The organism is Pseudomonadota bacterium, from assembly GCA_023229365.1.
Lineage (GTDB): Bacteria > Myxococcota_A > Polyangia > JAAYKL01 > JAAYKL01 > JALNZK01.
This window is the reverse complement of record JALNZK010000084.1, coordinates 1-23,540: the sequence shown is the minus strand read 5'-3', so window position 1 is coordinate 23,540 and position 23,540 is coordinate 1. Positions and strand designations below refer to the sequence as shown.

At 69.1% G+C, this 23,540-nt stretch carries 21 protein-coding genes; 12 read left to right on the top strand and 9 right to left on the bottom strand.

Translation table 11 applies throughout. From position 1 onward, the window contains the following. The 6 genes from M0R80_23055 to M0R80_23030 form a co-directional block, all read left to right on the top strand. Nucleotides 1–856, top strand: an 856-nt coding sequence (locus M0R80_23055; GenBank protein MCK9462512.1) for a PEGA domain-containing protein, incomplete at its 5' end; no start/stop codon positions are given. A 7-nt stretch (nucleotides 857–863) separates the two neighbouring features. Beyond that, nucleotides 864–1,334 carry a hypothetical protein gene (locus M0R80_23050; protein MCK9462511.1) on the top strand — a complete coding sequence of 157 codons (471 nt, stop codon included), beginning with the start codon at nucleotides 864–866 and terminating at the stop codon, nucleotides 1,332–1,334. Nucleotides 1,335–1,376: 42 nt separating this feature from the next. After that, a complete protein-coding gene (locus tag M0R80_23045; protein MCK9462510.1) occupies nucleotides 1,377–2,717 on the top strand; it encodes a serine protease in 1,341 nt (446 codons plus the stop codon). 9 nt (nucleotides 2,718–2,726) lie between these two features. Next, on the top strand, nucleotides 2,727–3,494 hold the full coding sequence (locus M0R80_23040; protein MCK9462509.1) for a hypothetical protein: 768 nt from the start codon (nucleotides 2,727–2,729) through the stop codon (nucleotides 3,492–3,494). Nucleotides 3,495–3,520: 26 nt separating this feature from the next. Next, nucleotides 3,521–4,765, top strand: coding sequence for a WD40 repeat domain-containing protein (locus M0R80_23035; GenBank protein MCK9462508.1), 1,245 nt, complete (start codon nucleotides 3,521–3,523; stop codon nucleotides 4,763–4,765). 4 nt (nucleotides 4,766–4,769) lie between these two features. Next, entirely contained in the window at nucleotides 4,770–5,375 is a 606-nt protein-coding gene (locus M0R80_23030; GenBank protein MCK9462507.1) for a PEGA domain-containing protein, read from the top strand. A gap of 21 nt (nucleotides 5,376–5,396) precedes the next feature. Here the strand turns inward: M0R80_23030 and M0R80_23025 are convergent, their stop codons facing one another. The 4 genes from M0R80_23025 to M0R80_23010 form a co-directional block, all read right to left on the bottom strand. Beyond that, a complete protein-coding gene (locus M0R80_23025; protein MCK9462506.1) occupies nucleotides 5,397–7,142 on the bottom strand; it encodes a peptidase in 1,746 nt (581 codons plus the stop codon). Nucleotides 7,143–7,673: 531 nt separating this feature from the next. Continuing rightward, on the bottom strand, nucleotides 7,674–9,503 hold the full coding sequence (glmS, locus tag M0R80_23020; GenBank protein MCK9462505.1) for a glutamine--fructose-6-phosphate transaminase (isomerizing): 1,830 nt from the start codon (nucleotides 9,501–9,503) through the stop codon (nucleotides 7,674–7,676). Nucleotides 9,504–9,583: 80 nt separating this feature from the next. Next, nucleotides 9,584–10,639: a M20/M25/M40 family metallo-hydrolase gene (locus M0R80_23015; GenBank protein MCK9462504.1), complete on the bottom strand. Its 1,056-nt coding sequence runs from the start codon at nucleotides 10,637–10,639 to the stop codon at nucleotides 9,584–9,586. Nucleotides 10,640–10,641: 2 nt separating this feature from the next. Continuing rightward, on the bottom strand, nucleotides 10,642–12,282 hold the full coding sequence (locus M0R80_23010) for a ChaN family lipoprotein (protein ID MCK9462503.1): 1,641 nt from the start codon (nucleotides 12,280–12,282) through the stop codon (nucleotides 10,642–10,644). A gap of 92 nt (nucleotides 12,283–12,374) precedes the next feature. On the opposite strand from M0R80_23010, the gene M0R80_23005 reads away from it, so the two are divergent. Continuing rightward, nucleotides 12,375–13,436 carry a hypothetical protein gene (locus M0R80_23005; GenBank protein MCK9462502.1) on the top strand — a complete coding sequence of 354 codons (1,062 nt, stop codon included), beginning with the start codon at nucleotides 12,375–12,377 and terminating at the stop codon, nucleotides 13,434–13,436. A gap of 15 nt (nucleotides 13,437–13,451) precedes the next feature. Here M0R80_23005 and M0R80_23000 read toward each other — a convergent pair whose 3' ends face one another. Then, nucleotides 13,452–14,072, bottom strand: a complete 621-nt coding sequence (locus M0R80_23000; protein MCK9462501.1) for a CoA pyrophosphatase — start codon at nucleotides 14,070–14,072, stop codon at nucleotides 13,452–13,454. Between the two features lie 126 nt (nucleotides 14,073–14,198). On the opposite strand from M0R80_23000, the gene M0R80_22995 reads away from it, so the two are divergent. Both M0R80_22995 and M0R80_22990 read left to right on the top strand, forming a co-directional pair. Next, nucleotides 14,199–15,047: a GAF domain-containing protein gene (locus M0R80_22995; GenBank protein MCK9462500.1), complete on the top strand. Its 849-nt coding sequence runs from the start codon at nucleotides 14,199–14,201 to the stop codon at nucleotides 15,045–15,047. A 20-nt stretch (nucleotides 15,048–15,067) separates the two neighbouring features. Then, entirely contained in the window at nucleotides 15,068–15,445 is a 378-nt protein-coding gene (locus M0R80_22990; protein MCK9462499.1) for a response regulator, read from the top strand. Nucleotides 15,446–15,449: 4 nt separating this feature from the next. On the opposite strand, the gene thiS is transcribed toward M0R80_22990, so the two are convergent. Then, on the bottom strand, nucleotides 15,450–15,647 hold the full coding sequence (gene thiS, locus M0R80_22985; GenBank protein MCK9462498.1) for a sulfur carrier protein ThiS: 198 nt from the start codon (nucleotides 15,645–15,647) through the stop codon (nucleotides 15,450–15,452). A gap of 172 nt (nucleotides 15,648–15,819) precedes the next feature. On the opposite strand from thiS, the gene M0R80_22980 reads away from it, so the two are divergent. The 3 genes from M0R80_22980 (at nucleotide 15,820) to M0R80_22970 (ending at nucleotide 20,065) form a co-directional block, all read left to right on the top strand. Further along, nucleotides 15,820–17,985 (top strand): GGDEF domain-containing protein, encoded by a 2,166-nt coding sequence (locus M0R80_22980; GenBank protein MCK9462497.1) that lies wholly within the window; start codon nucleotides 15,820–15,822, stop codon nucleotides 17,983–17,985. Between the two features lie 89 nt (nucleotides 17,986–18,074). Further along, a complete protein-coding gene (locus tag M0R80_22975) occupies nucleotides 18,075–18,773 on the top strand; it encodes a DUF4013 domain-containing protein (GenBank protein ID MCK9462496.1) in 699 nt (232 codons plus the stop codon). Nucleotides 18,774–18,868: 95 nt separating this feature from the next. Continuing rightward, entirely contained in the window at nucleotides 18,869–20,065 is a 1,197-nt protein-coding gene (locus M0R80_22970) for a hypothetical protein (protein MCK9462495.1), read from the top strand. Here M0R80_22970 and M0R80_22965 read toward each other — a convergent pair. From M0R80_22965 to M0R80_22955, 3 genes are all read right to left on the bottom strand, one after another. After that, nucleotides 20,062–22,500 (bottom strand): hypothetical protein, encoded by a 2,439-nt coding sequence (locus tag M0R80_22965; protein MCK9462494.1) that lies wholly within the window; start codon nucleotides 22,498–22,500, stop codon nucleotides 20,062–20,064. The two genes, M0R80_22970 and M0R80_22965, sit on opposite strands and share 4 nt — an antisense overlap. Before the next feature lie 3 nt (nucleotides 22,501–22,503). Beyond that, nucleotides 22,504–22,920 (bottom strand): hypothetical protein, encoded by a 417-nt coding sequence (locus M0R80_22960; protein MCK9462493.1) that lies wholly within the window; start codon nucleotides 22,918–22,920, stop codon nucleotides 22,504–22,506. Beyond that, on the bottom strand, nucleotides 22,917–23,540 hold a 624-nt coding region (locus tag M0R80_22955; GenBank protein ID MCK9462492.1), incomplete at its 5' end, for a class I SAM-dependent methyltransferase. The genes M0R80_22960 and M0R80_22955, both read right to left, overlap by 4 nt.

Here is a 23,540-nt window from a genome sequence, read left to right as displayed (position 1 = left end):
GCCGGTCGTCGCCCCGGCGGCGATTCCGTCCGCTCCACAACCGCTCGGCCCGGACGAGGCGAAGCTGATCGTCTGGCTCGAGGACGAGCACACGAAGCTGCGAGGCGTCTCCGTGTACGTCGACGGCGCGCGCGTCGGCGAGGCGCCGTGGGAGGGGATCGTCGCGCCGGGAGAGCACCGCGTGCGGGTCGAGGGCGCGGGCTACTGGTCGAAGACCGTGCGCACGAAGGTCTGGCCGAAGCGGACGCGGATGGTCCAGGTGGAGCTCCGCCCGGCGGGGAGCTTCGACGTCGGGCATTTCTACGTCGGCGCAGTCTACTCGTTCGGCCTCGGCTCGGCCTTCATCGACGGCGAGCGGTACGGGATGCGGCGGATCGGGATCGGCGGCGGTCTCAGCCTGGGAGTAAAGATGCCGTCTTCGCGGCTCTGGTGGGAGCTCGGTTTGACGGTGGGGCCGTTCATGTTCAGCGGGTTGGACCATTCCTATTACATGCCCAGCAGCTCCAGCGACTACAACGAGGCGCGGGAAGAGGCGCTCGACCGGCTGACCGGCGAGATCATGCCGTTCTATCTCGAGCTGCGCTTCCTGGTCCCGTTGAAAGGGCCGCACGTCTACTGGGCGAGCTCCTTCCTCCCGGGCCTCCTCGCGCAGAGCATTCCGAAGCACACTTCGGACGGGTATTACCTCGGCGACGAGCCGATCGCCTCGTTCTCGACGACGCTGCGCACGGGCCTCGCCTTCATCCTCGGCGACTGGTGGGAGATCCGGCTCGACGTGGTCGGGGTCGAGCTGATCTTCGAAAAGGCGTTCGGCGTGCTCTACTCGCCGAGCTTCGCGATCGTGCTAAGGATCTAGGGAGGCCATGGCAGAAATCAGAAAGGGAAACGACGCGCGGCGCGCGCTCCAGCTGTGCGCCGAGATGGAGCGCGAGATGGGCGGGCTCTACCGCGATCTCGCAGCCGCCCACGCCGGGGATCGGGGGCTCGCGCAGCTGTGGATGAAGACCGCCCGCGAGGAGGACAACCACGCGAACCAGTTCGAGCTCGCGCTGCGCTACGGCGAGGAGCTCGGCAAGGTGATCGTGAGCGCCGACACCGTCGCCGCGCTCGTCGAAACGGTCCGGGAGGAGCGCCGCCGCCATGCGGGGAACCCGCCGAGCCCCGCGGACGCGCTGCGCACGGCCGTCGATCTCGAGGATCGGTTCGCCCACTTCCACATGTCCACCGTCGCCGACTTCCGGTCGCCGAACCTGCGGAAGCTCTTCGAGGCGATGATGGCGGCCGATCGCGAGCACGCAGAGGCGCTGCGCGGAGCCCTCGCCGCCCGCAGCTGAAGCACGGTCGTCCTTTAAGGAGATTTGCGCTAGATTGGTGCGATGAAATCCAGGACGCGAGCGGTCTCGAGGCGCGCGGCGCAGGTGGCGGCTGCGTTCCTGATCCCCTGCGCGGCCCTCCTCGCCGCGTGCGGCGCGCTCAGCGTCGGCGCGTGGAACCGGATGCCCGAGCAGCTGCTCGACGACGTGAGCGGCTCGATCTGGGGCGTGTTCGACAAGTGCGGCCACACGCGCGGCACCGCGTTCGTCGTGGAGCGCGGCGGCGCGAAGCACCTCGTCACGAGCCTGCACGTGATCCGCGGCTACAGGATCGACGATCCGCTCGACGGCCAGATCCGGATCTCGCGCTCGGAGTCCCACGGCCGGCTCCGCCCGGCGACGACGACGACGCTCCGGGACGTCCGCGTGACGTTCGCCGACGACGTGCTCGACATCGCGGTGATGACCGCCACGGGCATCGAGGCGCTCCCAGGCCTGCGCCTCTCGCGGGAGGCGGGGCGCCGCGTGCAGGTCTTCGCCGTGGGGCTCGCCCAGGCCAAGGACTACTTCGGCATCTCGATCACGGACGGCATCGTCTCCAACCCGGACAAGGAGGTCGTCACCGGCTCGCGCGCCTTCTCCCAGACGCACATCGAGCACACGGCGACGCTCGCGGGCGGCCAGAGCGGCGGCCCGCTCGTCGACATGCGGGGCCGCGTGCTCGGCGTGAACGCGTTCTCCTACGGCGGCCCGACGCTGCACCTGTTCTACGCCACGCCGCTCGAGCGCGTGCTCGACGTCATGAACACCTCCGGGCGGCTCGAGATCCGAAACACCGGCTCGGCGCGCATCAAGGGGATCTACGTCACGCCCGAGAACCTGGAGCGCGCCGAGATCGACAAGCTGCCGCCCGAGATCGGCCGGGTGAACGGGTTCGCCGCGATCCGCTTCGACGTGCCGGCCGGGCGCTACCGCGTCGAGCTCGTCACCGAGGAGGCGGAGCCCACGGTGTGGGACAGCGTCCGGATCGAGCCGGGAAAGACCACGGACGTGGAGTACGCCAACAAGGACTACGGTCTGCGCCTCGCGAACACGGGCTGCAACGACATCCTCGGGGTCGCCCTGCTGAACCCCGTGGCCCAGGCGATGCTCGAGCAGATCGAGCACTCCAACTGGTCGGACGAGCAGAAGGCGCAGAAGGCCGAGGAGCTGATCATGTCCGCCGAGATCCTGCGGGGCAACCCGCTCGCACCCGGGCAGACCTGGGTGGAGTGGATCGTCGAGGGGGACTACGACATGTACGTCTTCACGTTCGCGCCGAGCGTCGCGGAGTTCCGGGTGCCCAAGGCCCGCCCCGTTCGCGTGCGCGACGGCGAGCTCACGCGCGTCTATCTCGCCGACTGAAAGGGAAGCATGCGAACGACCATCGCCATCGCAGCCGCCGCCGTAGCCGTCGCCGCTGCGTGCTCCGATCCGGCGCCGCGGCCCGCGCCCGCTGCCCAGGGCCTCGCGCCACCCGCCGCGCCACCCGCCGCGCAGCCGGTCTCGCCCGCGGCCGCTCCCGCACCCGCCGCGTCGCCCCCGACGATCTTCCCCGCGCCTCCCGCCGGCGCGATCACGGCGACGGGCGAGTCCTCTGGGCTCGCGGCGTGGAGCACGGGCCGGAGCTCCGCGTTCGTGCAGCCGCTGGGGGAGGACGGCGCCGCGGCCGGAGAGGCACGCGAGCTGCCGCTCACCTCGGCGCACAAGCTGCACGCGATCTACCCCGTCGGAGGGGGCTTCGCCGTCGCGGCGCACGATCTGTGCCCGGACCGCAAGCACTTCTTCAAGTGCCTGTTCCTGCGCGCGGTCTCCGCTGCCGGCGTCCCCGTCGGCGACGAGACGATGGTGAGGACCCGCGAGTGGATCCGCGCGGAGCTCGTCGCGCGGTCGGGCGGCGTCACCGGCGTGCTCACGGCGCACATGTACATCCCGCCCGCGTTCATGCGGTTGTCGCTCGAACCCGGCGGCGCCCTGATCGTCGATAGGCGCGATCTGCCGATCGAGGAGGACGCCGTCGACGCGGTCCGCCTGACGGCCGAGGCGGGCGGGTTCACGGCGATCCTGCGCTCCCAGGTGGATGAATCGGGGCGTCCCTTCCGGATCGCGATCGACGCCGCGGGCAAGGTCAAAGGGCCGTGATACACTCCGAGCGAAGTGGAAGGCGCATGCGTCGTCGTCATCACTTAGGTCTCTCCTTCGTCGCGGCACTGGCTGTCGGCTGCGGCGCGGCGGAGACGACCCATCAGCCGGCGCTCGCGGATCGCGAGTCGGTGGTCGCGCACCTCGCGGCCGATCCCGCGGATCTGCGGAAACGCCCGGAGCCCCGCACCGATCCCGCGCAGCCGGAACTGCCCCCGCCGCCCCCCGCGCCGGACCCGCCGCCGCCCGCGCTCTCGGAGCCGCCTCTCCGGATCTTCCTCGAGCCCGACCTCGACATGCTCGAGACGACCCCGCCAGCCGGGGCGCCGCAGCGGTACCGCTCCTGGCGGCAGAGGGCGCGGATCTCGGTGGGCCACTCGCACCTCGACACTGCGCTCACGAGCCCGGACGAGAAGCTGCTCCTCGTCAGGAGCGCCATGGAGGCGACGATCCGGATCTACGATCGCAAGAGCCGCGCGCTCCTGGGCAACTACCCGGCCTCGGGCTTCGCGGCCGGCGGGTTCGAGCGGGGCGACGTCGCGTTCTGGCCGGATCCCGAGCGCGGCCCGGCGTTCGTCGTGGGAAACCTCCAGGGGATCGCTCTCTACTCCGCGACGACGGGCGAGCGGATGGCGGCGCTCAGCGATCGCCCGGCCTGGCAGATGCGGTGGTCGCCGGACGGGCGCTTCCTCCTCTGCGCCGAGTCGGACATCGAGACCCAGACCTCGGTGCTCACGATCTTCCGGCGCGGTGCGGGCCCGGTCCTCGAGGAGGTGCGCCGCGTCCCGCTCGAGGCGCGGCTCGACGGGTGGGCGCTCTCGGCGGACAACCGTTTCCTCGCCGCGACGTACTACCCGTCGGATACGCTCGAGCTCATCGATCTCCACACCGGCGAGATCCTCTGGCGGATCCAGGCGCCGACCTACTCGAGCTCTGTGGACTTCTCGCCCGACATGTCGCGCGTGGCGATCGGCGGCAACCGCCTCATCGTCATGGACCGCGCCCTTCCGTCGGTGCGCGCCGTGTACGAGAAGTTCGGCAACAACATCCACAAGGTGCGCTTCTCGCCGAGCGGCGACGCGATCGCGGCGTCGTCGTACGACGGGCACCTGCGGATCCTGTCCGCCGATCCGCGGGCGAAGGGGCTCAAGCTGCTCAAGGACCTGCGCCACGGCGGCACGGCCAACGTCTACTCCGCGACGTTCCTGAAGGACGGAAGCGGGATCATTTCCTCATCCGGCGACGAGACCGTCCGGATCTGGGGGAGGTAGAGCCATGCGGGCAGCTCGTGCGATGCTGCGACCTCATAGCGCCGCCGCCTTGGCCTGCGCCCTCGTCTCGCTGTGCGCGGCGGACGCGTTGTGCGCGCCGGCCGTCGCCGGCGTCGTCAAGGTCACGACCGATCCGGCGGGCGCCACCGTCCACGCGGACGGCGTCCCCTACGGCCCCACCCCGGTGCTGTTCGAGCTCTCGCAGGGCAGGCACACGCTCATCGTCACTCGGGTGGGCTGCAAGCCGGTCACGCGCGAGGTCGTCGTCCGCAAGGATCGCGTCTCGCGGATCCACTTCGCGCTCGCCATGGAGTCCCCGGAAGCGCCCCGGGTCCACGACACAAAAGACGGCGGCGCCGACTCGGGACCCGGCACCGTCACCATAACGACGGAGCCGCCCGGGCTCGAGGTGCTCGTGGACGGCGTCCCGGTGCCGCTCCCCACTCCCGTGGCGTTCGATCTCCCGGCGGGCGCCCACGAACTGCGCATCGAAAGGAACGGCGAGCTCGTGTACCGAAAGGTCGTGTTCGTCGTCGCCGGCGAGACCGAGGAGCTCGAGGTCGATCTCGCGAGCCGGCGCCGTATCGACGAGAGCGATCCCTGGAAGTGAGGGAGGCGGCGGGCTTGCGTCCTAGAAAGCCTGCATCTGCCGCTCGATCGGGTACGAGGGCTTCAGGTCGGTCGGGATCTCCGCGAGCCCGCCGAGCGCCGCCGCGAGATCCGCCGGCAGGTTGCCGTACTTCTCGATGAGCGCCTTCGCGGCCTCGTAGTCGCCGAGCGCCTCGATCATCAGGATGTCGTGCGCGAGCGCCTTGAGCGCCTCGGGCATCTTCGCCGCGACGTAGGCGTACTTCCCGTCCGGCCGCTTCTCGACCGCGCCCTTCTCGGAGAGGTAGTTGAACTGCACGATGTTCGCCTTCCCGTGCGCCTCGCCGATGCCGAACCGGACGGAGCGGAAGAAGCCGGCGAGGACCGACGCGTAGATGTTTTCCTTGAACGCCTCCGGGAACATCCCCTTCTCGATGAGGAGGTAGTTCAGGTACATGCCGAGGACGTCCGCCTTCGTCTCCTCGATCGCGGCGTAGAGATCCTTGAGCTCCTGGCTGACCGTCGTCTCGACCGTCTTCCCCTCGCGGACGACCTTGATCTTGCCCGGCCCGAGGGCGTGGCCGGTCTCGTGCACGAGCGTGTGGTTGAAGAACGCGTCGAACGAGACCTTGTCGACCTGATCCGCCGCCACGAGCCTTCTCGCGATCGGCACGAGGATCTTGTCGTACTTGGCGTGGGCGACGTTCTTCAGCATCACCTTCTTCGATCCCTTCTTCTCCTGCACCACCTCGTCGTTCGGCAGGTTGAACGCCAGGGTCTGGACGCCCGCCCGGGTGTCGCCGGCGGTGAAGAGCACGTCGACCACAGAGATCGGCGACTCGGCGCCGCGGTTCTTGTTCTTGTACTGCTCGTCGATCGGCAGGTACGCCTCCATCTCGGGGATGAACGACTTGATCCGCGCGAGCTGTTTGGAGTCCTCGGGGTCGCGGAGCGTCACGAACGCCTCGAACGCCGCCTTGTAGCCGAACAGCCGGTCCTCGTACGTCTCGTACGGCCCGATCACGATCTCGAGATCGCCGTCGCCGAGATCCATCCAGTCCATGTCCGACGGCCGGTAGTCGTTGCTCCTGAACGCCGCGGCGCGGGAGAGGAGGTACTTCTTGAGGCGCTTGTCCTCCGCGAGCCCCGCGGCCTCCTCGAGCAGCTTCGCCGCCGGCTCGAGGTGCTCCTCGTACGCCTCGCTGTACGGCACGGCCTTGAGCCCGGCGCCGTCGCGCTCGATCACGGTGAAGTACCCTGTGAACGCCTCCTTCTGATCCGGATGCGCGGCGATCCACGCCTCGAGCTCCTCCTTCTTCATGTCCTCGGGGTAGAAGGTCGCGCACGCGGGCTTCTGCTCCTCGCCCCAGAACGGCGCGTTCTCCTCGAGGCGGTCCCACGGCCCGTAGTTGATCTCGAACAGGGCGAGCGCGTCCGCGGCGGCGGGATCCGCCCGGAGCTGCTCTCGCCATTCGGGGTTCTTCTTCGAGACCTGGCGGAAGAAGAGGTCGTCCATGATCCGCGCGGCCTCGACGAGCTTCACGATCACCTTGCGATGCTTCTCCGGGATCTTGGCCTCGTCCACGCCGATCTCGGTCGGCGCGAACTTCGCGGCCATCGCCTTCAGATCGGGCGTCACGGTCTTCTCCTCCTCTGTCTTCGCGGGTTCCGCTTGTGCCGCCTTCGGCTTCTCGACCTCGTCGCCCTTGGGCGCGCTCGGCTCGGTCGTCCCGCAGCCCCAGGCCGCGAGCAGCCCCACAAGGATAGCAATCGACGGTGTTCGGCGCATGGGTGCCTCCTTCCTCTTGGCGGGCCGATGATAGTGGATGTTAGGGAAAAGGCCAGATCGCGGGACAGCAAGGACACCAAGGACGTCTGGGGTCACTGCCCGCCGGCCCGGCGTGCCGTCCTTGCAGTCGTTGTTGTCCTCTGAATAGCTGCTCCCTGGTCCGCTACACTCGCCAAGAAAATTTCTCTCGCTGCCCACGGACCGCGGGGTCGAGCCCCGCGGCAACGATGCGCCTTCGCGCTGACGCGTTTCGGCGCACGGCCTTCGGCCAGGACAAGAGAGGTTCGGCTTTGCCCGAAGGGCGTCCTCCTGAGCGCCTTGCGCGAAGGAGGATCGTTGCCGCGCTCCTCGTGGGCGCGGCTGACAGCAAGGCCGACGTTCTTTTGATCTGGACCGAGGAGCAGCTATCTAACCGCCGGCGAGAAGCGACAGAAGCGACAGAAGGGACCGAAGAGACAGAAGAGAGCGCGATTCGCCCTCCCTTCCGTCGCTTGTGTCGCTTTCGTCCCTTGTTCTTTCCGAGCCCTGCCCCTACTCCACCGTGACGGTCTTCGCGAGGTTGCGCGGCTGGTCGATGTCCGAGCCCTTGAGGTCGGCGAGGTGGTAGGCGAGCAGCTGCAGCGGCACGACGGTGAGGAGCGGCGTGAGCTCCACCGGGCAGGGCGGGACGTCGATCCGCGCCACGTCGAGCCGGTCGATCATCCGCTCGCCGCGCGTGGCGATCGCGATCACCTTGCCGCCCCGCGCGAGCACCTCCTGCACGTTGCCGGCGATCCGCTCGAGCGAGCCGTCGCTCGGCATCACGACGACCACCGGCATCCGCTCGTCGATGAGCGCGATCGGCCCGTGCTTCATCTCGCCCGCGGCGTACCCCTCGGCGTGGACGTACGAGATCTCCTTGAGCTTGAGGGCGCCCTCGAGCGCGATCGGGTACGACAGGCCGCGCCCGAGGAAGAGGAAGTCGCGCGCGGAGGCGTGGACCTGCGCGATCTCGGCCACCGCGCCGCTCGCGTCGGTGATTTCGCGGATCAGCGCCGGCACCTTGATCAGCCCCTCCAGCATCTCCCTGGCGCGGGGCTTCTCAAGCGTCCCGCGCCGCCGGCCGAGGTGCACGGCGAGCATGAACAGCGCCGCGAGCTGCGCCGAGAAGCACTTCGTCGACGCGACGCCGATCTCGGGGCCGGCGTGCGTGTACAGCGCGCCGTCCGACGCGCGGGGGATCGCCGAGTCGAGCACGTTGGAGATCGCGAGGATCCGCGCGCCGCCGCCTCGGGCCACGCGGACCGCCTCGAGCGTGTCGAGCGTCTCGCCGGACTGCGACACCGCGACGATGAGGTCGTTCGGGTCGACGAGCGGGCCGCGGGCGCGGTACTCGCTCGCGAGCTCCACCTCGGACGGCACCTGGGCGAGCGACTCGATCCAGTACTTGCCGACGAGCGCCGCGTGGTACGACGTGCCGCACGCGACGAGCACCACGCGCCGGATGCGCCGCGCCGACGGATCGTCGAGCCCCATCAGCTCCGTGGCGACGCCCGACCCCTCCACGGAGACGCGGCCGCGCAGCGTGTCCTCGATCGCGCGCGGCTGCTCGTGGATCTCCTTGAGCATGAAGTGCTTGAACCCGCCCTTCTCCGCCTGCACCGGGGTCCAGTTGATCGTCTTGAAAGGGCGGTTCACGGGCGCACCGGCGAGCGTCTCGATCTTGGCGCCGTCGCAGGTGAGCTCCGCGATCTCCCCCTCCTCGAGGAAGATCATCCGGTTCGTGTGCGAGAGGATCGCCGGCACGTCGGACGCGGCGAACATCTCGCCGTCGCCCACGCCTATCACGAGCGGCGACGCGTTCTTGGCCACGACGATGCGTTTCGGCTCCTTGTCCCAGATCACGGCCAGGGCGTACGAGCCGCGGACCTTGCCGAGCGCCTCCCGCACGGCGCCCATCAGGTCCGCCTTCCGGGCCAGGGCGCGGGAGATCAGGTGGGCGAGGATCTCGGTGTCGGTCTCGGAGGCGAACTTGGCGCCCGCCTCCTCGAGCTCGCGCCGGAGCACGAGGTGGTTCTCCAGGATGCCGTTGTGGATCACGGCGACGCCGTCCACGAGATGCGGGTGGGCGTTGGTCTCCGAGGGCCGGCCGTGGGTCGCCCACCGCGTGTGGCCCATCCCGGTCGCTCCGGCGAGCGGATGCCCGGCGAGCGCCGTCGCGAGCCTTCCGAGCTTGCCCTCCGCTCGCACGACCGCGACCTTCGAGCCGTCGTGGATCGCGACGCCCGCCGAGTCGTACCCCCGGTACTCGAGCTTCGTGAGCCCCTCGAGGATGAGCCCGCTGCACGACTTGCTCCCGACGTAACAGACGATTCCGCACATCTCGCGTCACCCCTCTTTCGAACCACGCGCAGCCTAGCCGAAAAACGCGCCGACCGCGAGGATCGAACCCGGCACCGCCGTCACTGCACCCCGAGCGCCTCGGCCGCGGCGGCCACCGCGCCGCGGATGATCGCGGCTGCGAAACCCGTATCGAGATTCTCGGGCACGTCGTCCCCGTCCATGCAGTGGTACGCCGCGTACCTGTAGTTCGCGGTGTCCGTGAGCATGAGCGCCGGGATCCCGGCCTGCCAGAAAGCGTCGTGATCGGAGCGCCTGAAATCGGCGATCATGTCCGACGACAGCCACTCCAAGGGAAACTCGAGGGCGATCGCCGAGACGCCGGCCAACTCCGTGTGGTGCTCGACCGCGGCGACCGCCGCGTGCGCGTCCTCCCCCGCGACGATCGCGAGGAAGTCGCCCCGGTAGTCGTTCTCCGCGACCTCGGCGATCTGCGCGGGGAAGGCGAGCTCGAACCCTCCCGGGAGCTCCTGAGATCCCGGCTCCTCGTTCGTGTAGCCGACCATCTCGAACACCACGGCGACGTCGATCTGCGTCCCGGCGGCGACCGCGGCGGCGACGAACGCCTCGGAGCCGACCTTGCCCTCCTCCTCCTCGTCCCAGCAGGCCACGACGAGCGTCTTCCCGAACTGCGCCTCGGCGAGGACGCGCGCCGCCTCGAGCGCGCCGGCGACGCCGCTCGCGTTGTCATCCGCGCCCGGGCAGCCCTCGACGTGGTCATAGTGCGCGGAGACGACGATCTCGACCTCCGGCTCGATCGCGCCCTGGAGGCGACCGACGACGTTGACGCCGCTGCCGTACTCCTCGAGGGCGACGTCAAAGCCGAGCTCCTCGAGCCTCGCGAGGCACGCCGCCTGCACCTCTTCCCAACCGATGCTCCACTGCGGGCGCTCGATCGCGATAGCGACGAGATCGGCTTCGTAACGCGCGCCGTCCACGCAGGCAGCGAGCGCCGCCGGGCTGGCCGTGCCGCACGACGCCTCGGTCTCCGTATCCGCGCCGCCGTCGGCCGCCGCGTCCGCACCCCCGTCCGGATCGCCCGGCCCCGCGCCCCCGTCCACGCAAGCGACGACGACGGCGGCCAGGATCAACAGCGACGCGCGGAGCTCGAGCCTCATCTTCAGATCCTCCTCGGCAGCCGCACGTCCCGGACCTTCTCGGACAGCGCGAGGTAGGCGCCGAGCGCCTCGCCGTCGCCGTCGAGCTTCGCCTCGAACAGGTCGCGGATCGCCGCCTTCGGCACCGTGCCCTCCGTGAGCCCGTAGTACAGGAGATCGCCGAGGGCGTACCCGAGCAGGTGCGCGGCCCCGTTGAACACCGCGGCGCGCTTGAGCCTGGCGCCGGCGGAGAAGCGGCGGCCGCGCTTCGGCGCGCGCTCCCAGGCTAAGTGCTCGAGCGCCACCTCGGCCGCGGCCTCGTCGTCCGAAAAGGCGCGCCGCTTGCGCGCCTGCGCCACGATCGCCCGGAGCCTTCCCGTGTGATCGGCCTTCCGCTTCGGGTTGACCACCTTGGACGCGAAGAACGCGCACGCCTCGTTGAGCACCACGAAGTAGAACAGGTCGCGCGGATCGCCCGGGATGCTCGCGCCCGAGACGACGTGCTTCAGGTAGTGAGCGGCCTCCTCGGCGGCGTGGTTCACCGACAGCGTGGCGAGGTAGACGATCTCGAGCGACGGAATGCACAGGCTCTCCTCGGCCTCGATCCGGCGCAGGATCTCGCGCCGCTCGCGCCCGTCGAGCCCGCCCTCCTCGAGCGCGTCGAGCAGCTCGAGGTCCCCGGGCTTCAGCACGCGCACCCGCTTCGCCGCGTCGGAGATCTCGAGGTCGAGGTACGCGGCCAAATCCGCGATCAGCGACTGCACCGTCGACTCGAGCTGTGTGTACTCGATCAGCTCCTCGTCGAAGCGGATCCAGTGCAGGTACGAGAGCTGCTGCACGAGCGGGGGCGTGTTGTTGACGCAGTACTCCCCGGGCGCGACCTGCACGACCTCGACCTCCTCGCGCCCTTCGGCGGCGAGCTGCCAGTAGATCTCCTCGGCGTTCTGGTAGACGATGACCCTCTCCGGCGACGGGAGCCCCTCACGGATGAACGCGAGATCGACCTTTGCGGGGAGGTGCGACGGCGCAACGTGCATCTGTCCGGCCGACACGATGATCGCCGCGTCCGGGTGCCCGCGCGCGGCCTTCGCGACGCTCGCGGCCGCGAGCCTGTCCCGCTCCGGCAGCGGCAGCTGGTAGTCGGCGTCGATCGCGATCATCGGGAACCCCTGCTCGGCGGCGAGGTCGAACAGCGGCTTGAAGTTCGGCCAGATGTCGTACGGCCACTGCTCGCGGTACCGGATTCGCTTGAGGAACGTCGCCTCGTTGATCCGCCCCTCGAGGTACCTTTCTAGAGCCGCCTGGTGGCGGCGGTGCACGAACTCCGTGGCGATGACGATGCTCTGGGCCTGCTGCTGCACTGCGCGCACGAGAGTGACGAGCGTCTTCTGCGCGAGCCTGTGCGTGTGGTAGTCGGCGACGAACGCCACCCGCGCTCCCGCCACCGCGTCGCACATGGCGCCGAAGCCGGACTCCGCGAGGTAGCCCGATACGGCGCGCCGGTACTCGTTCCTGTACCGCGTGAAGCCCGGCGTCTGGTGCGCCTCGTTGGACTCGATGATCCGCCTCTGGCGCTCGAAGACCCGGCGCTGGAGATCGATCACCTCCGCGATGGCCCGGCGGGCCTCGCGCGACGGCTTCGAGGGTTCATCATCGAACGCCAAGATCGATCCTCCGGGCGGCTCGAAATCGAGCGTAGGTGGTCCTGAACTCAGTGGCAAGAATGTGTTAGTCTACGGGGAGAAGGAGAACGGCCATGAAACTTATGACTTGCTTGACCCTGGTGTCGTTGACCGCGTGTCTCGCGGCGTGCGCCTCCGTCGGGGATGACAACGAGGTCGGCACGATCGACACGGACTCGGATTCCGACACCGATACGGACACCGATGCCGATACGGACACCGACACCGACACGGATTCAGATACAGATACGGATACCGACGCCGACACGGATACGGACACGGACACGGACACGGACACGGATTCCGACACCGACACGGACACCGATACCGACACCGATACCGACACGGATACGGACACCGATACCGATACCGATACGGACACCGACACCGATACGGACACCGATACAGACACCGATACCGACACCGATACCGACACCGATACCGATACCGATACCGACACCGACACCGACACCGACACGGACACGGACACGGACACGGACACGGACATCGTTTACGGCGAGCCGTGCACGACCGACGCGACGTGTCCGACGAGCTCCTACTGCGGCGACTACTTCGTCGACGAGATCGCCAGCGAGTGCTACCTGAGCTGCGCCGGCGACGCGACCCTGTGCGACGACACCGGCTTCCCGAGCTGCTCCATAGTGACCGGCCAGCCGCGCTGCCTCAAGACCGCGTCGTTCACGGCGGCCACCTTCTCCTGCCAGATCGACGACTTCCAGGCCGGCAACAACGCGCTGCTCAACGTCACCGACTACGAGTACTCGGGCTCCTCCTACCCGTTCCAGTCGTGCGCGGCGTTCATGGACAGCACGGACACGTACTGGATCATGCAGTTCGCCGACCTCCCGGTGACGGGCACCCAGGTCGACGTGCTCGTGATCTGGCCGGTGGCGAGCCACGGCGTCGGCGCCGTCGAGGCCGCGTACGTGCAGGTGAAGGAGGGGACCTACTCCGGCAGCACCCTGATCGACGACTGGATGCGCGGCTTCTGCGATCCGTCCGACGTCGCGGTCAACCTGACCGCCGCGCCGACGGCGACCGGATCGGACATCACCGGGTCGATCAACTTCACGACCGCGGGCTGCTTCGCCTACAACTCCCAGTTCGCGCCGTAGGCGTCGGACCCGATCTCAACTTGCGTCGCCCTCGCCGAGCGCGCGAAGCAGCGACGCGACGATCCGGCCGGTCGCGCCCCAGACGCGGCGGTCGTCGACCTCGTAGGTGTGGCTCGTCACGAGCTCGCCCTCGTGCTCGAAGGTCTCGAGGCGATGCACCGCCGGGTCGAGGAACCGCGCGAACGGGAGCTCGAGCACCTCGGCGACCTCGAACTCGTGGGGCGCGAACGCGGCGCCGTCCGCGAGGAACCCGACGACCGGCGTGACGACGAAGCCGGAGGTCGTGATCCCGTCCGACAGGGCGCCTACGATCTCGACGAGACCCGGCTCGAGCCCGATCTCCTCCTCGGCCTCCCGGAGCGCCGTGGCCCGGAAGTCGGCGTCCCCGGGCTCGGCCGCGCCGCCCGGGAACGAGATCTGCCCCTTGTGCGTCGCGACGCGCATGGTGCGCCGCGTCAGCACGAGGAACGGCTCGCCGTCGCGCCGGACGAACGGGACGAGCACCGCGGCCCGCACGAGCCCCGGGCGATCGAGCTCCCGCCGCACGCCCGAGAGCGCCCGCCTCGCCCGCTCCTTGAGCCTGTCGAACCCGTCGCCCATGCCGCCACGACAGCACGTTTCGGCGCCGGTTTGCATGACGGGGGTCAGGAGCGTTTCCGGCCCCGGCCGGCGTGTCGGCCGGCGTGTCGTTGTTCGACCCGCCCCGCCGTGCTAGGCTATGCATCCGGCGTTCGGGCAACAGCAAGGAGCGCGGTACAAGACATGGCGGACAAAGCGGACGCAGCATCGGGCGAATCCTACGCATCGCGCAGCCTGACCGTGCAGCGCGAGGAGTTCCTCGAAACCTTCTTCAAGCAGGGCGCCGAGTTCACGAACGAGCTGCTCAAGGAGGTCCACGAGCTGCAGGGGCAGCTCAGGACGCTCCGGGACGACAACGCGGTGCTCAGGCTGCAGCTCGCCTCGGACGACGCCATCCGCGACCTGCTCGTCAAGATCGAGGCGCTCGAGAAGGAGAAGCACGCCCTCGCGACGCGCATCGAGAACACCAAACAGGAGAACTCCGACTACCACGCCAAGTTCCACGAGGTGGAGCTCGAGCTGGACACGATGGCCAACCTCTACGTCGCCTCGTTCCAGCTCCATATCGCGCTCACGCCGGGTGACGTGTTCAGCATCATGGAGCAGATCCTGATGCAGTTCGTCGGCGTCGCCCGGTTCGCGGTGCTCCTGCGGCGCGGCGGGAGCGCCGGCGAGATCATCCTGGAGCCGGTGCACCTCTTCCACTGCGACGAGCTCGCCGGCCACGTCGTGAGAGGCTCCGACGGGATCATCGGGGAGGCCGTCTCGACGGCGGTGCAGTACCTCGGCAACCCGTCCGAGCGCCGAGAGAAGGGCGTCCCGCTCGCGTGCGTCCCGCTCGTCTTCGGGCAGACCGTGATAGGCGTCATCGCCGTGTACGACTTCCTCGAGCAGAAGACCTCGTTCGTGAAAATGGATATCGAGCTGTTCAGGCTCCTCGGCTCGCACGCCGCCGCCGCGATCGCCGGCGCGGGGTTGCTCGCCAAGGTACAGGACGTTTTCGTCGGGCTCGACCAGTATCGGCGCGTCTGACGCGATGGAGGATCTCTAGGATGGCGGAATACACGTGCCTCGTCGTTGAAGACTCGCCGATGATGCGGCAGCTCATCGTGTTCGCGCTGGCGCGCCTCAAGAACCTCCGGGTGGTCGAGGCGGACGACGGCGTGGACGGCCTGAAGAAGCTCGCCTCCGGTCGCTTCGATATCGTCATCACCGATATCAACATGCCGATCATGGACGGGCTGAAGCTCGTGAAGCGGATCCGCTCGGACGCCATCCACCGCGACGTGCCGATCGTGATCATCACGACGGAGGGCGCGGAGGAGGACCGGCAGCGGGCCCTCCAGCTCGGCGCCAACGTCTACATCACGAAGCCGATCCAGGCTCCGCAGGTGATCTCGAAGGTCAAGGAGCTCCTGAAGATCCCGTAGGAGCTCAGCCGCCGCTCATCAGGTGCACGACCTCGACCGTGTCGTCGTCGGCGACGGCGCGGGACGCGTAGTCCTCGCGATCGACGAGCGCGCCGTTCACGCGGACTATCAGCAGCGGGAAGACGAAGCCGGCGTCCTTGAGCAGCGACGCGACGGTCGTGCCGTCGGTCCAGGGCGTCTCTCTCCCGTTCACGGTGATCATCGCGCCTCCTCCCTTCGTTATCTAGCACTCCGCCCTCTCGGCGCAAATAGGCGGAAGACGGGTCCGCCTTTGCCCTGCGGGCTTCGGCGCGATCTTCGCCTTGGAGATGGAAGGACCGATATTTTGACCCGCCGGGCACCGCCTCTGTACGTTGTTCGTTGGAGGAGCGCGCGTGACCGTTCTCGAATACACGATCCACGGCATCCGGCGGGGTTTCCGCGTCACGTGGAGCTTCGTCTTCGCCGGCGCCTTCGCCGCGGCGATCGTCGCAGGCCTGTTCTCGGACGTCGCCACGAGCGGCGCGCGCAAGGCCGCCGCGATCTGCATGTTCGGCGTCTGGGCCGCGGCGTTCGGCGTCAACGTGCACAGAAGGCTCGCGGGCAGCGGGAGGACCGCGGCGACGAGCTGGCGCGCCGACCTCGAGCTCGGCCTCCTGCTCGTCGTGGCGACCCACGCCCTCGTCCAGATCTCCGGCGGGCTCACCTCGCCGGCGTACCCGCTGATCTTCATCCTCGTGGCGTTCCTCGTCGTCTACACGCCGCAGTGGGTCGGGTTCACCCTCGTCACCGCGACGATTGGTCTCGAGCTCGGCTTCGTCGCGCTCGCCGGCGCGAACGCCTCTCTCCCCGCCGCGGTGATCCACGCTCTGTTCATCGTCCTGTTCTCCCTCCTGAACCTCGTCTTCACGCGCCGCGAGGTGTCCCGCACGCGGCGTCAGGCGGCGGAGAACCTCGCGCGCGACAGGATCGCGGTCGCCGACGACGCCCGCGCCTTCCGCCTGACCGTCGCCACGAGCGAGGCGCGGCCGGCCTCGGCCCGAGGCGAGGAGCAGGAGCGGCTCGCCCGGTGCACCGTGGGCGAGGTGCGGCGGTCGATGTACCACCACGTGGATCTCCTGAAGCGGACGATGGGGCTCAACACGTGCGTGCTCCTCTGGCTGGACGGCTGCGGGGAGACGCTGCGGATCTTCGAGTGCGTCTCCGACGTCACCGAGCACATCGCCACGCGGAAGATCGACCGCAAAGAGGGCGTCGTGGGCGCGATCATCCAGAGCCGCACGCCCCTCGCGCTCAAGGGCGCGAAGCCGGGCGGCGCGAGCCTACCGTACTACGAATCCCCGGTCGCGACGACCGATTTCCTCGGCGTCCCGGTCATCGAGCACGGCGCCGTCCGCGGCGTGCTGTGCGCGGATCGCGTCGACGGCCGCTCGTTCGGCACCGTGGATCAGGAGAACCTCGTGGGCGCGGTGGAGAGCATCCTGCAGATCGTCTCGAACGAGCGGATCTTCGCCCAGCTCGAGCGCGCGAAGACGGAGCAGACGAAGCTGCTCTCCGCCTCTGAGCTGCTGACGAAGGCGCTGACCCTCGACGACGTCGTCGAGGCGGCGCTCGACGCCTCGGGCCGGCTCGCGCCGTTCGACCTGGCCGCGGTTGCACTCGCGACGGACCGCGGGCGCCTCGTCGTCCGCGCGGTCCGCGGTGAGACCGTCGAGCCGCTCGTGGGGGTCGAGGTCGCAGACACCACCGGCCTCGCGGGGTCCGTGCTCAAGAACCGCCACTACCTGCCCTACCGCGGCGAGTTCGATCCCAGCCAGCAGATCATCTTCACGAAGAAGGCGCAGAAGGCGTTCGCCCGCATGCGATCGGCGCTCGTGCTCCCGCTCACGGCCGGCGACGAGGCGCTCGGCGCCCTGGTGCTCGCGACCGAGGCTCCGAGCGCCTACCCCGACGACGTGCGCACCATGCTGCAGGTCATGATCAACCAACTCGGGACGGCGCTGCAGAACGCGCGCATGGTCCGCAGGCTCGAGGAGCTCGCGACGACCGACGGGCTCACGGGCCTGCCGAACCACCGCGTGTTCCAGGAGGAGCTCGATCGGCAGCTCGCCCACAGCCTCCGGTTCTCCACCGAGACCTCGCTCATCCTGTGCGACGTGGACAAGTTCAAGGCCGTCAACGACACCTACGGCCACCCCGTAGGCGACGTCGTGCTCAAGGGGCTCGGCGAGACGCTCCGCCGCAACGTCGTGCGCGACACGGATCTCCCCGCGCGGTACGGCGGCGAGGAGTTCATCGTCATCTGCTCGGGCACCGGCACCGAGGGCGCGCAGAAGCTCGCGGAGCGGATCCGGCGCGATCTCGAGGGCCAAGCGTTCCGCTCCGAGAAGGGCGAGTTCAGGTGCACGATCTCCATGGGCATCGCCACCTATCCGGCGCACGCCCGCTCCAAGGAGGAGCTGATCGGGCGCGCGGACATCGCGCTGTACGCGGCGAAGGAGGGCGGCCGCAACCAGGTCCGCGTCTGGCAGAAGGAGATGCGCCAGAAGGGCGGCGCCTGAGGCGCTCTGGCGCGGCGCGGAAAAAAAGTGTACGATTTCTCGTTTTGTGATCCAAGACTTCGCGAGACAGTCGCGTCGAGGTCGTCGGGATGAACATCGAGCGTTCGTTCTCCTTTGCGTTCAAGTCGCCGGGCGGCGTCGGCAAGCTGCTCCTCGGGGGCGTCTTCTCTCTGCTCTTCTTCACCGTCTTCTTCGCGTTCGTCGTGATGGGCTACCTCATGCGCGTCCTCTGCGAGGCGCTCGAGGGGCGCGACGGCAAGCTCCCCGACTGGAAGGATCTCGGCCGCCTCTTCAACGAGGGGATGATGCCGATGCTCGTCGCGCTCGGCTGGGCGTCGCCGCTCATCGCGCTGTTCGTCACGGTGCAGGTGCTCGCGGCCTGCCTGGGGTTGAACCTCTGGATCCTCGTCGCCTACCTGTTGCTGGAGATCATGCTCAGCGTCATGTTCTCCATGATCCTGCCGCTCGCGCTCATGCGGCTCGCCATCAAGCGGTCGCTCAAGGCGGCGTTCGACGTCGGGCAGATCATGGAGTTCGTCCGCGCCAACAAGGGCACGTTCTTCACCGCGTGGGGGCTGTCGCTGGCCGCCGGCGCGCTCTCCTCGGTGGGGTTCGTCGCGCTCGGAGTCGGGCTGTTCTTCACGTCGTTCATGGCGAACGTGATCACGATGCACCTGTTCGCTCAGGCGTACCGCGCGTCGCAGCCGTTCACGGACGACAAGGACGGCGCGCTCCGGTCGTCCATCGCCATCCCCCCGCCGTTGCATGGCGGCAAGACGGGCGCTTGAATCCCGGACCTGACGAGATCGTCTACCTCTACCGGGGAAGGTCCGTCCAACCGCGCCGGCCTCGCGGTGGCGCAGCGAGGGAGAGGAGGAACGGGATGCATCGGACGATTGCGATCGTTGCCGTCACGTGCGCGGCGATCCTGATCTCTGCGAATCCGGGCCCCGCCTCCGCGGAGAAGAGCGCGGCGCAGATGAAGGCGGCTCTCGACACGCGCGCCGAGGCGTTCGGCGTCGACTACGTGCCGGTGGGCGCCGTGCGTTCCGGCGGGATGTCGGAGGGGCAGTCCGTGGAGTTCCTCGAGGTGCTGCGCCGCGGCGCGTGCTACCGCGTGCTCGCCGTCGGCGGCGACGAGATCACCGACCTCGATCTGCGCGTCCTCAAAGGGGGCGCGCAGGTGGCGGCGGATCAGGGCGCGGTGGCGGATCCGTACGCCGTGATGTGCGCGGAGGCGGACGGCGAGGTGAAGCTGCGGCTCCAGGTGTACGCGGGCCACGGACCATACGCGCTGCAGCTGTACGCAGAGAGCCGCCAGAACGGCACCGCGTCCGCAGAGGAGGCCGCGGTCGCGCTCGCGCTCGACGAAAGCGCGGACCATGCGGCGGCGGGCATGGAGGCGCTCGGTGACGCCTACATCGGGACGCTCGGACACAGGAACGCGGCGACCTTCGACGTCGTCCTGCCGGAGGCGCGGTGCTACAAGTTCCTCGGCGCGGGCGGCGCGGGCGTGCAGGACCTCACGCTCACCGTCGAGGTCGACGGGAAGGAGGTCGCGGCGGATCGGATCTCCGGGGTCCGTCCGGCGGCTCAGTGGTGCGCGCCGGGCCGCGCGGCCGCGACGATCAAGGTCGCCATGTACGGCGGCGCCGGCGCGTTCGCCGTGGGGGTGTACGCCGCGAAGCGCGCGATAGGTACGCCGGAGAAGGTCGGTGGCGCCGAGGCGGACTTCATCGCGAACCGCATCCGACAGCTGCACGCGCAGTTCGGCAAGGGTCGCGCGGCGGTCATGCAGGTCGTGCGCGGCAACCTCGCGACGAACGGCGAGCAGGTCTTCAACGCGAAGCTCACGGCCGGGCACTGCTACACGATCATCGGGGCGGGCGCGCCGTCGGTGAAGGATCTCGACGTCGTCCTCCTCGACAAGGATCGCGCCGAGCTCCAGAAGGACCAGTCCTTCGACGGGTACGCGGTGATGGACACCGCGCCGTGCCCGCGGTTCACCGGCACCTACGTCGTGAAGATTCGGGTCAGCAAGGGGGCCGGGCAGTTCGGCGCGCAGGTATTCTCGGACTAAACCGCCTTCTTCTTGCGGAGCCTGCGCCACCCGCCCCGACCGGTGAGGAACAGGCCAAAGGCGATCACGCCCGCCCAGCCGATCGCGGAGATCCACATCGTCGTGATCTCCATCGTCGACTGCTCGTAGGCGAAGTCGATCTCGTGCTCGCCGGACGGGGCCACCACCGCCACCATGTCCGGCCCGGCGGACGCCACCGTCACCGGCCGGCCGTCGATCCGGGCGCGCCAGTCCTCGAAGTGCTGCATCGACAGCACGAACAGGGTCGGCGCCGATGCGTCGACCCGGAAGCGCAGGCGATCGGGGTCCTTTCCGCGGTCCAACCGCTTGATCGCGGCGCCGACCGACGGGCGGAGGGGCAGCTTCAGCACCGCGTCCCAGCTCGGATCCCCGATGCCGAGCACGTGTCCGGCGACGCCGTCGACGGGCATGCCGAGCGCCAGCTTCTTTTCCGACGCCGCGATCTTCGAGAGCGGCGCGCGATCGCGATCGACGTCCCGGTCGTCGAGGTACAGCACGGCATCGGCCGCGCCGACGAGCGCCTCGTCCTCCAACGCCTCGGAGGGGACGAGTAGCGGCCACGGGGTCTCGGGCCGTCCGATCCTCGCCGGCCACCGCGCCACCCAGCGCTTCGTCAGCCAGTACCATTGGGCCGGTGTCGCGACCACGAGCACGCGCGGGCCCGGGGCCTCGTGGAGATAGCCGGCCCGCCGATCCTCCACGACCCCGAGGCTGCCGACCCTCCCCAGCTTCCGGTACTCGCCCTTCAGCGGCGAGTCGTCGCCGACGAACTTGTCGACGTTGCCCCTCTCGATGACGAAGAAGCGGATGCCGAGCAGGCGCTGGTACTGCGGCGACGTCCAAGGCGCGGAGAGTGGGCCGCAAACGTGGAGGTTGTTCGTGGGAGAGGACGAGGTCCAGTGGTTGCACACGGTCGAGTAGCCGCCCTCGAGCTCGATCCAGTGCTCCAGCGCGAACTTGAACTTGCGGTCGGGCTTCGAGAACTTGACCGCGACACGCTTCTGCCGGCTCGCCTTGCCCGACTTGTCAATGACGTCGATGACCCGGTTAAAAAACGACACGTCCCTCGTGTCCACGATCGGCGTCGCGATCCGGACGGTGCTCGTCCAGAAGTAGCACAGCCCTCCTCCGACGAGCAGCGCGGCGACGATCTTGGGAACGAGCGCGGGGACGATCTTCGAGCACCACGTCACGAGCAGCGCCCCGAAGCGCGCCAGCGCGGCGCCGCCCAGGGCGAAGGCGAACAGCTCGATGAAGTAGCTGACGCGGAACGCCTGGAGGCTGCTCGCCAGCGGCAGCCGGTAGAACTCCCGGAAGTCGTCCGCGCCGAGCATCAGGAGCAGGCCGAACGAGAGCCCGGCGATCAGCAGCCGGTTCTCGGGCCTGCGGTAGCCGGCCAGCGCGACGAGGAGCCCGGCCGCCGCGAGCAGCGTGAGGAACGGGAAGCGCGTCTCCTCGGTGACCACCATGTTGAGGAGCGTCTCGGTCTTGGCCTCCGGCGTGTTGTCCATCTTCCCGCCGTCGAGGAGCCTCCCGCTCGCCAGCTGGCGGCTCATCTCCCCGGGATCGAGGCCGTTGAACCAGATCGTCCGATCGGCGCGGGCGACCATGTCGCTCACCGGCTTGTCGACCCGCTGGTAGTGGACGAACGGCACCGCCCACCCCGCCGCGAGGACGCCGGCGAGCGCCGCCGCGCCGCCGAGGCGGAGCCAGGTGCGGCGATCGGTCGGCAGGAAGACGACGATGACGAGGGCGGCCGCCAGCGCGGCGTAGATCGCGAAGGCGGCGTGGGCGAGGACGGTGAGCGCCATGAGGACGCCGACCCGTACGGTGCCCCTTCCCTCCCGAACGAGGGTCACGAGGGCCGCGAGCGCGAGCGGCAGGAGAACGGACGCCAGGGCCTGCGTCACGAACGCGCACTCGAAGTACGACTCGAAGGAGTTGGACGTCCCGTTGATGGACGCGACGCACAGGAGGCCGGCGGCGCCAGCTGCGAACGGGGTCAGGCCGATGGAGAGGCAGAGCCGGCGGTACGTCCACGGGGTCGCGGCGAACAGGAGCACGACGAGCCAGTTGTGCACGATCGTGGCTCCGGCGCCCGTTGCGAGCTGGATCGCCGCGGCCAGGAGGTAGTGGAGCGACTGGTAGAACCGGAACCCCGGGTAGCCGAACATCGACTGCAGAAGGCCCCAGGGGTTCTCTCCCTTCCCGAGCATCTCGGCGGTCAGCTTCTCCGTCGCCTGGTGGTAGATCTCGTCCCACCCGACGCCGACCCCGCCCTCGAGGAGCGGGATGCATGCGTAGAGGACCACCAGGGATCCGATCGCCGGAAGCGCGTAGGTGGCCGCGCGGCCGATGCGGTCGACGATCCGCTCCGGCAGGCCCGCGACGATCTCTTTCTGCCTCTCCGTCATGGCTCAGTACGGGACGAACATCGGTTGGGTGGTGAAACAGGCGCGCCGTGCGCCGGGTTCCTCGACGACGCGCCAGCAGTACTCCCTGCCCGGCTCCAGGCGGGGGAGGACGAGGCTGGTCTCGGTCGTCTTCTTCGTGAACACGGGCGTGTCGAACTTCGTCCCCACCGCGACCTGCACCGTGAAGTCGCCCACGTGGGAGCCCCGCCTCCAGTAGAGCTTCACCCGATCCTCGCTCGCGACGTAGCCGTCCGGCGGCACCGTCGGGCCCGCCTCCACGCCGAGCGCGGCCGCGGTCACGATCTTGAACGCCAGCGCGAGCAGGAGCAGGGCGGGCACGCCGTAGCTGATCGCCGTTACCGCGTTCTTCCTCGCCTTCGCGGCCGCGAGGACCGCGACCCGTCGCACCCCTCCGCTCATCGGCTCCCCGCCTCCGGCTCCCGCTCCGAGTGGCCGATGGAGACGTCGAGCAGGTTGTCCACGGTCGGCAGCGGCCGCGCCGCGAAGTACATCTGGTAGGAGAACACCGGCCTGCTCGCGCGGATGAGCGCCTCGTTGACGCGCAGCAGCGCGCGCGCGACGCTCCCGTCGCCGAGCGCCTTCGGGAACGGGGCCGGGATGCCGCGCGTTTCCACGATCTCGTACCCCGACTGCTCGAGGAGATCCTTCATGGTGTAGAAAGTGAACAGCCGCGTGTGGGTCATGTCGAGGATGCCGCGCTTCCCGTAGTTGAACTGGCCGGCGAGGAACATGAGGCGCGGCACCAGGAACGTGACGTTCGCGGTCGTCAGGATCACGGTGGGGCGCGAGGTCTTGGCGCCCCGCCGCAGCATGTCGACGAACCGCTCCGGGTTCTCGAGGTGCTCGATGATGTCGAGCAGCAGGATGTACTCGTACTCGAACACCTCCTCCGGGATCGTGTCGGCGTTCAGATCCCAGCGGATGAACCTGGTCATGTTCGCGGGGTCGGGCTCCCGCAGGTCGAGCCCGACGACCGTGCACCCCTTGCCCTGGAGCTCCCGCGCCACGCGCCCCGGGCC

Coding starts and splice junctions, on each gene's coding strand:
- M0R80_23040 (MCK9462509.1), top strand. CDS start 2,727: ATGCGAACGACCATCGCCATCGCAGCCGCCGCCGTAGCCGTCGCCGCT.
- M0R80_22995 (MCK9462500.1), top strand. CDS start 14,199: ATGGCGGACAAAGCGGACGCAGCATCGGGCGAATCCTACGCATCGCGC.
- M0R80_22960 (MCK9462493.1), bottom strand. CDS start 22,920: ATGAGCGGAGGGGTGCGACGGGTCGCGGTCCTCGCGGCCGCGAAGGCG.
- thiS (MCK9462498.1), bottom strand. CDS start 15,647: ATGATCACCGTGAACGGGAGAGAGACGCCCTGGACCGACGGCACGACC.
- M0R80_23000 (MCK9462501.1), bottom strand. CDS start 14,072: ATGCAAACCGGCGCCGAAACGTGCTGTCGTGGCGGCATGGGCGACGGG.
- M0R80_23005 (MCK9462502.1), top strand. CDS start 12,375: ATGAAACTTATGACTTGCTTGACCCTGGTGTCGTTGACCGCGTGTCTC.
- M0R80_23035 (MCK9462508.1), top strand. CDS start 3,521: ATGCGTCGTCGTCATCACTTAGGTCTCTCCTTCGTCGCGGCACTGGCT.
- glmS (MCK9462505.1), bottom strand. CDS start 9,503: ATGTGCGGAATCGTCTGTTACGTCGGGAGCAAGTCGTGCAGCGGGCTC.
- M0R80_23045 (MCK9462510.1), top strand. CDS start 1,377: ATGAAATCCAGGACGCGAGCGGTCTCGAGGCGCGCGGCGCAGGTGGCG.
- M0R80_23015 (MCK9462504.1), bottom strand. CDS start 10,639: ATGAGGCTCGAGCTCCGCGCGTCGCTGTTGATCCTGGCCGCCGTCGTC.
- M0R80_22970 (MCK9462495.1), top strand. CDS start 18,869: ATGCATCGGACGATTGCGATCGTTGCCGTCACGTGCGCGGCGATCCTG.
- M0R80_23030 (MCK9462507.1), top strand. CDS start 4,770: ATGCGGGCAGCTCGTGCGATGCTGCGACCTCATAGCGCCGCCGCCTTG.
- M0R80_22975 (MCK9462496.1), top strand. CDS start 18,075: ATGAACATCGAGCGTTCGTTCTCCTTTGCGTTCAAGTCGCCGGGCGGC.
- M0R80_22965 (MCK9462494.1), bottom strand. CDS start 22,500: ATGACGGAGAGGCAGAAAGAGATCGTCGCGGGCCTGCCGGAGCGGATC.
- M0R80_22990 (MCK9462499.1), top strand. CDS start 15,068: ATGGCGGAATACACGTGCCTCGTCGTTGAAGACTCGCCGATGATGCGG.
- M0R80_23050 (MCK9462511.1), top strand. CDS start 864: ATGGCAGAAATCAGAAAGGGAAACGACGCGCGGCGCGCGCTCCAGCTG.
- M0R80_23025 (MCK9462506.1), bottom strand. CDS start 7,142: ATGCGCCGAACACCGTCGATTGCTATCCTTGTGGGGCTGCTCGCGGCC.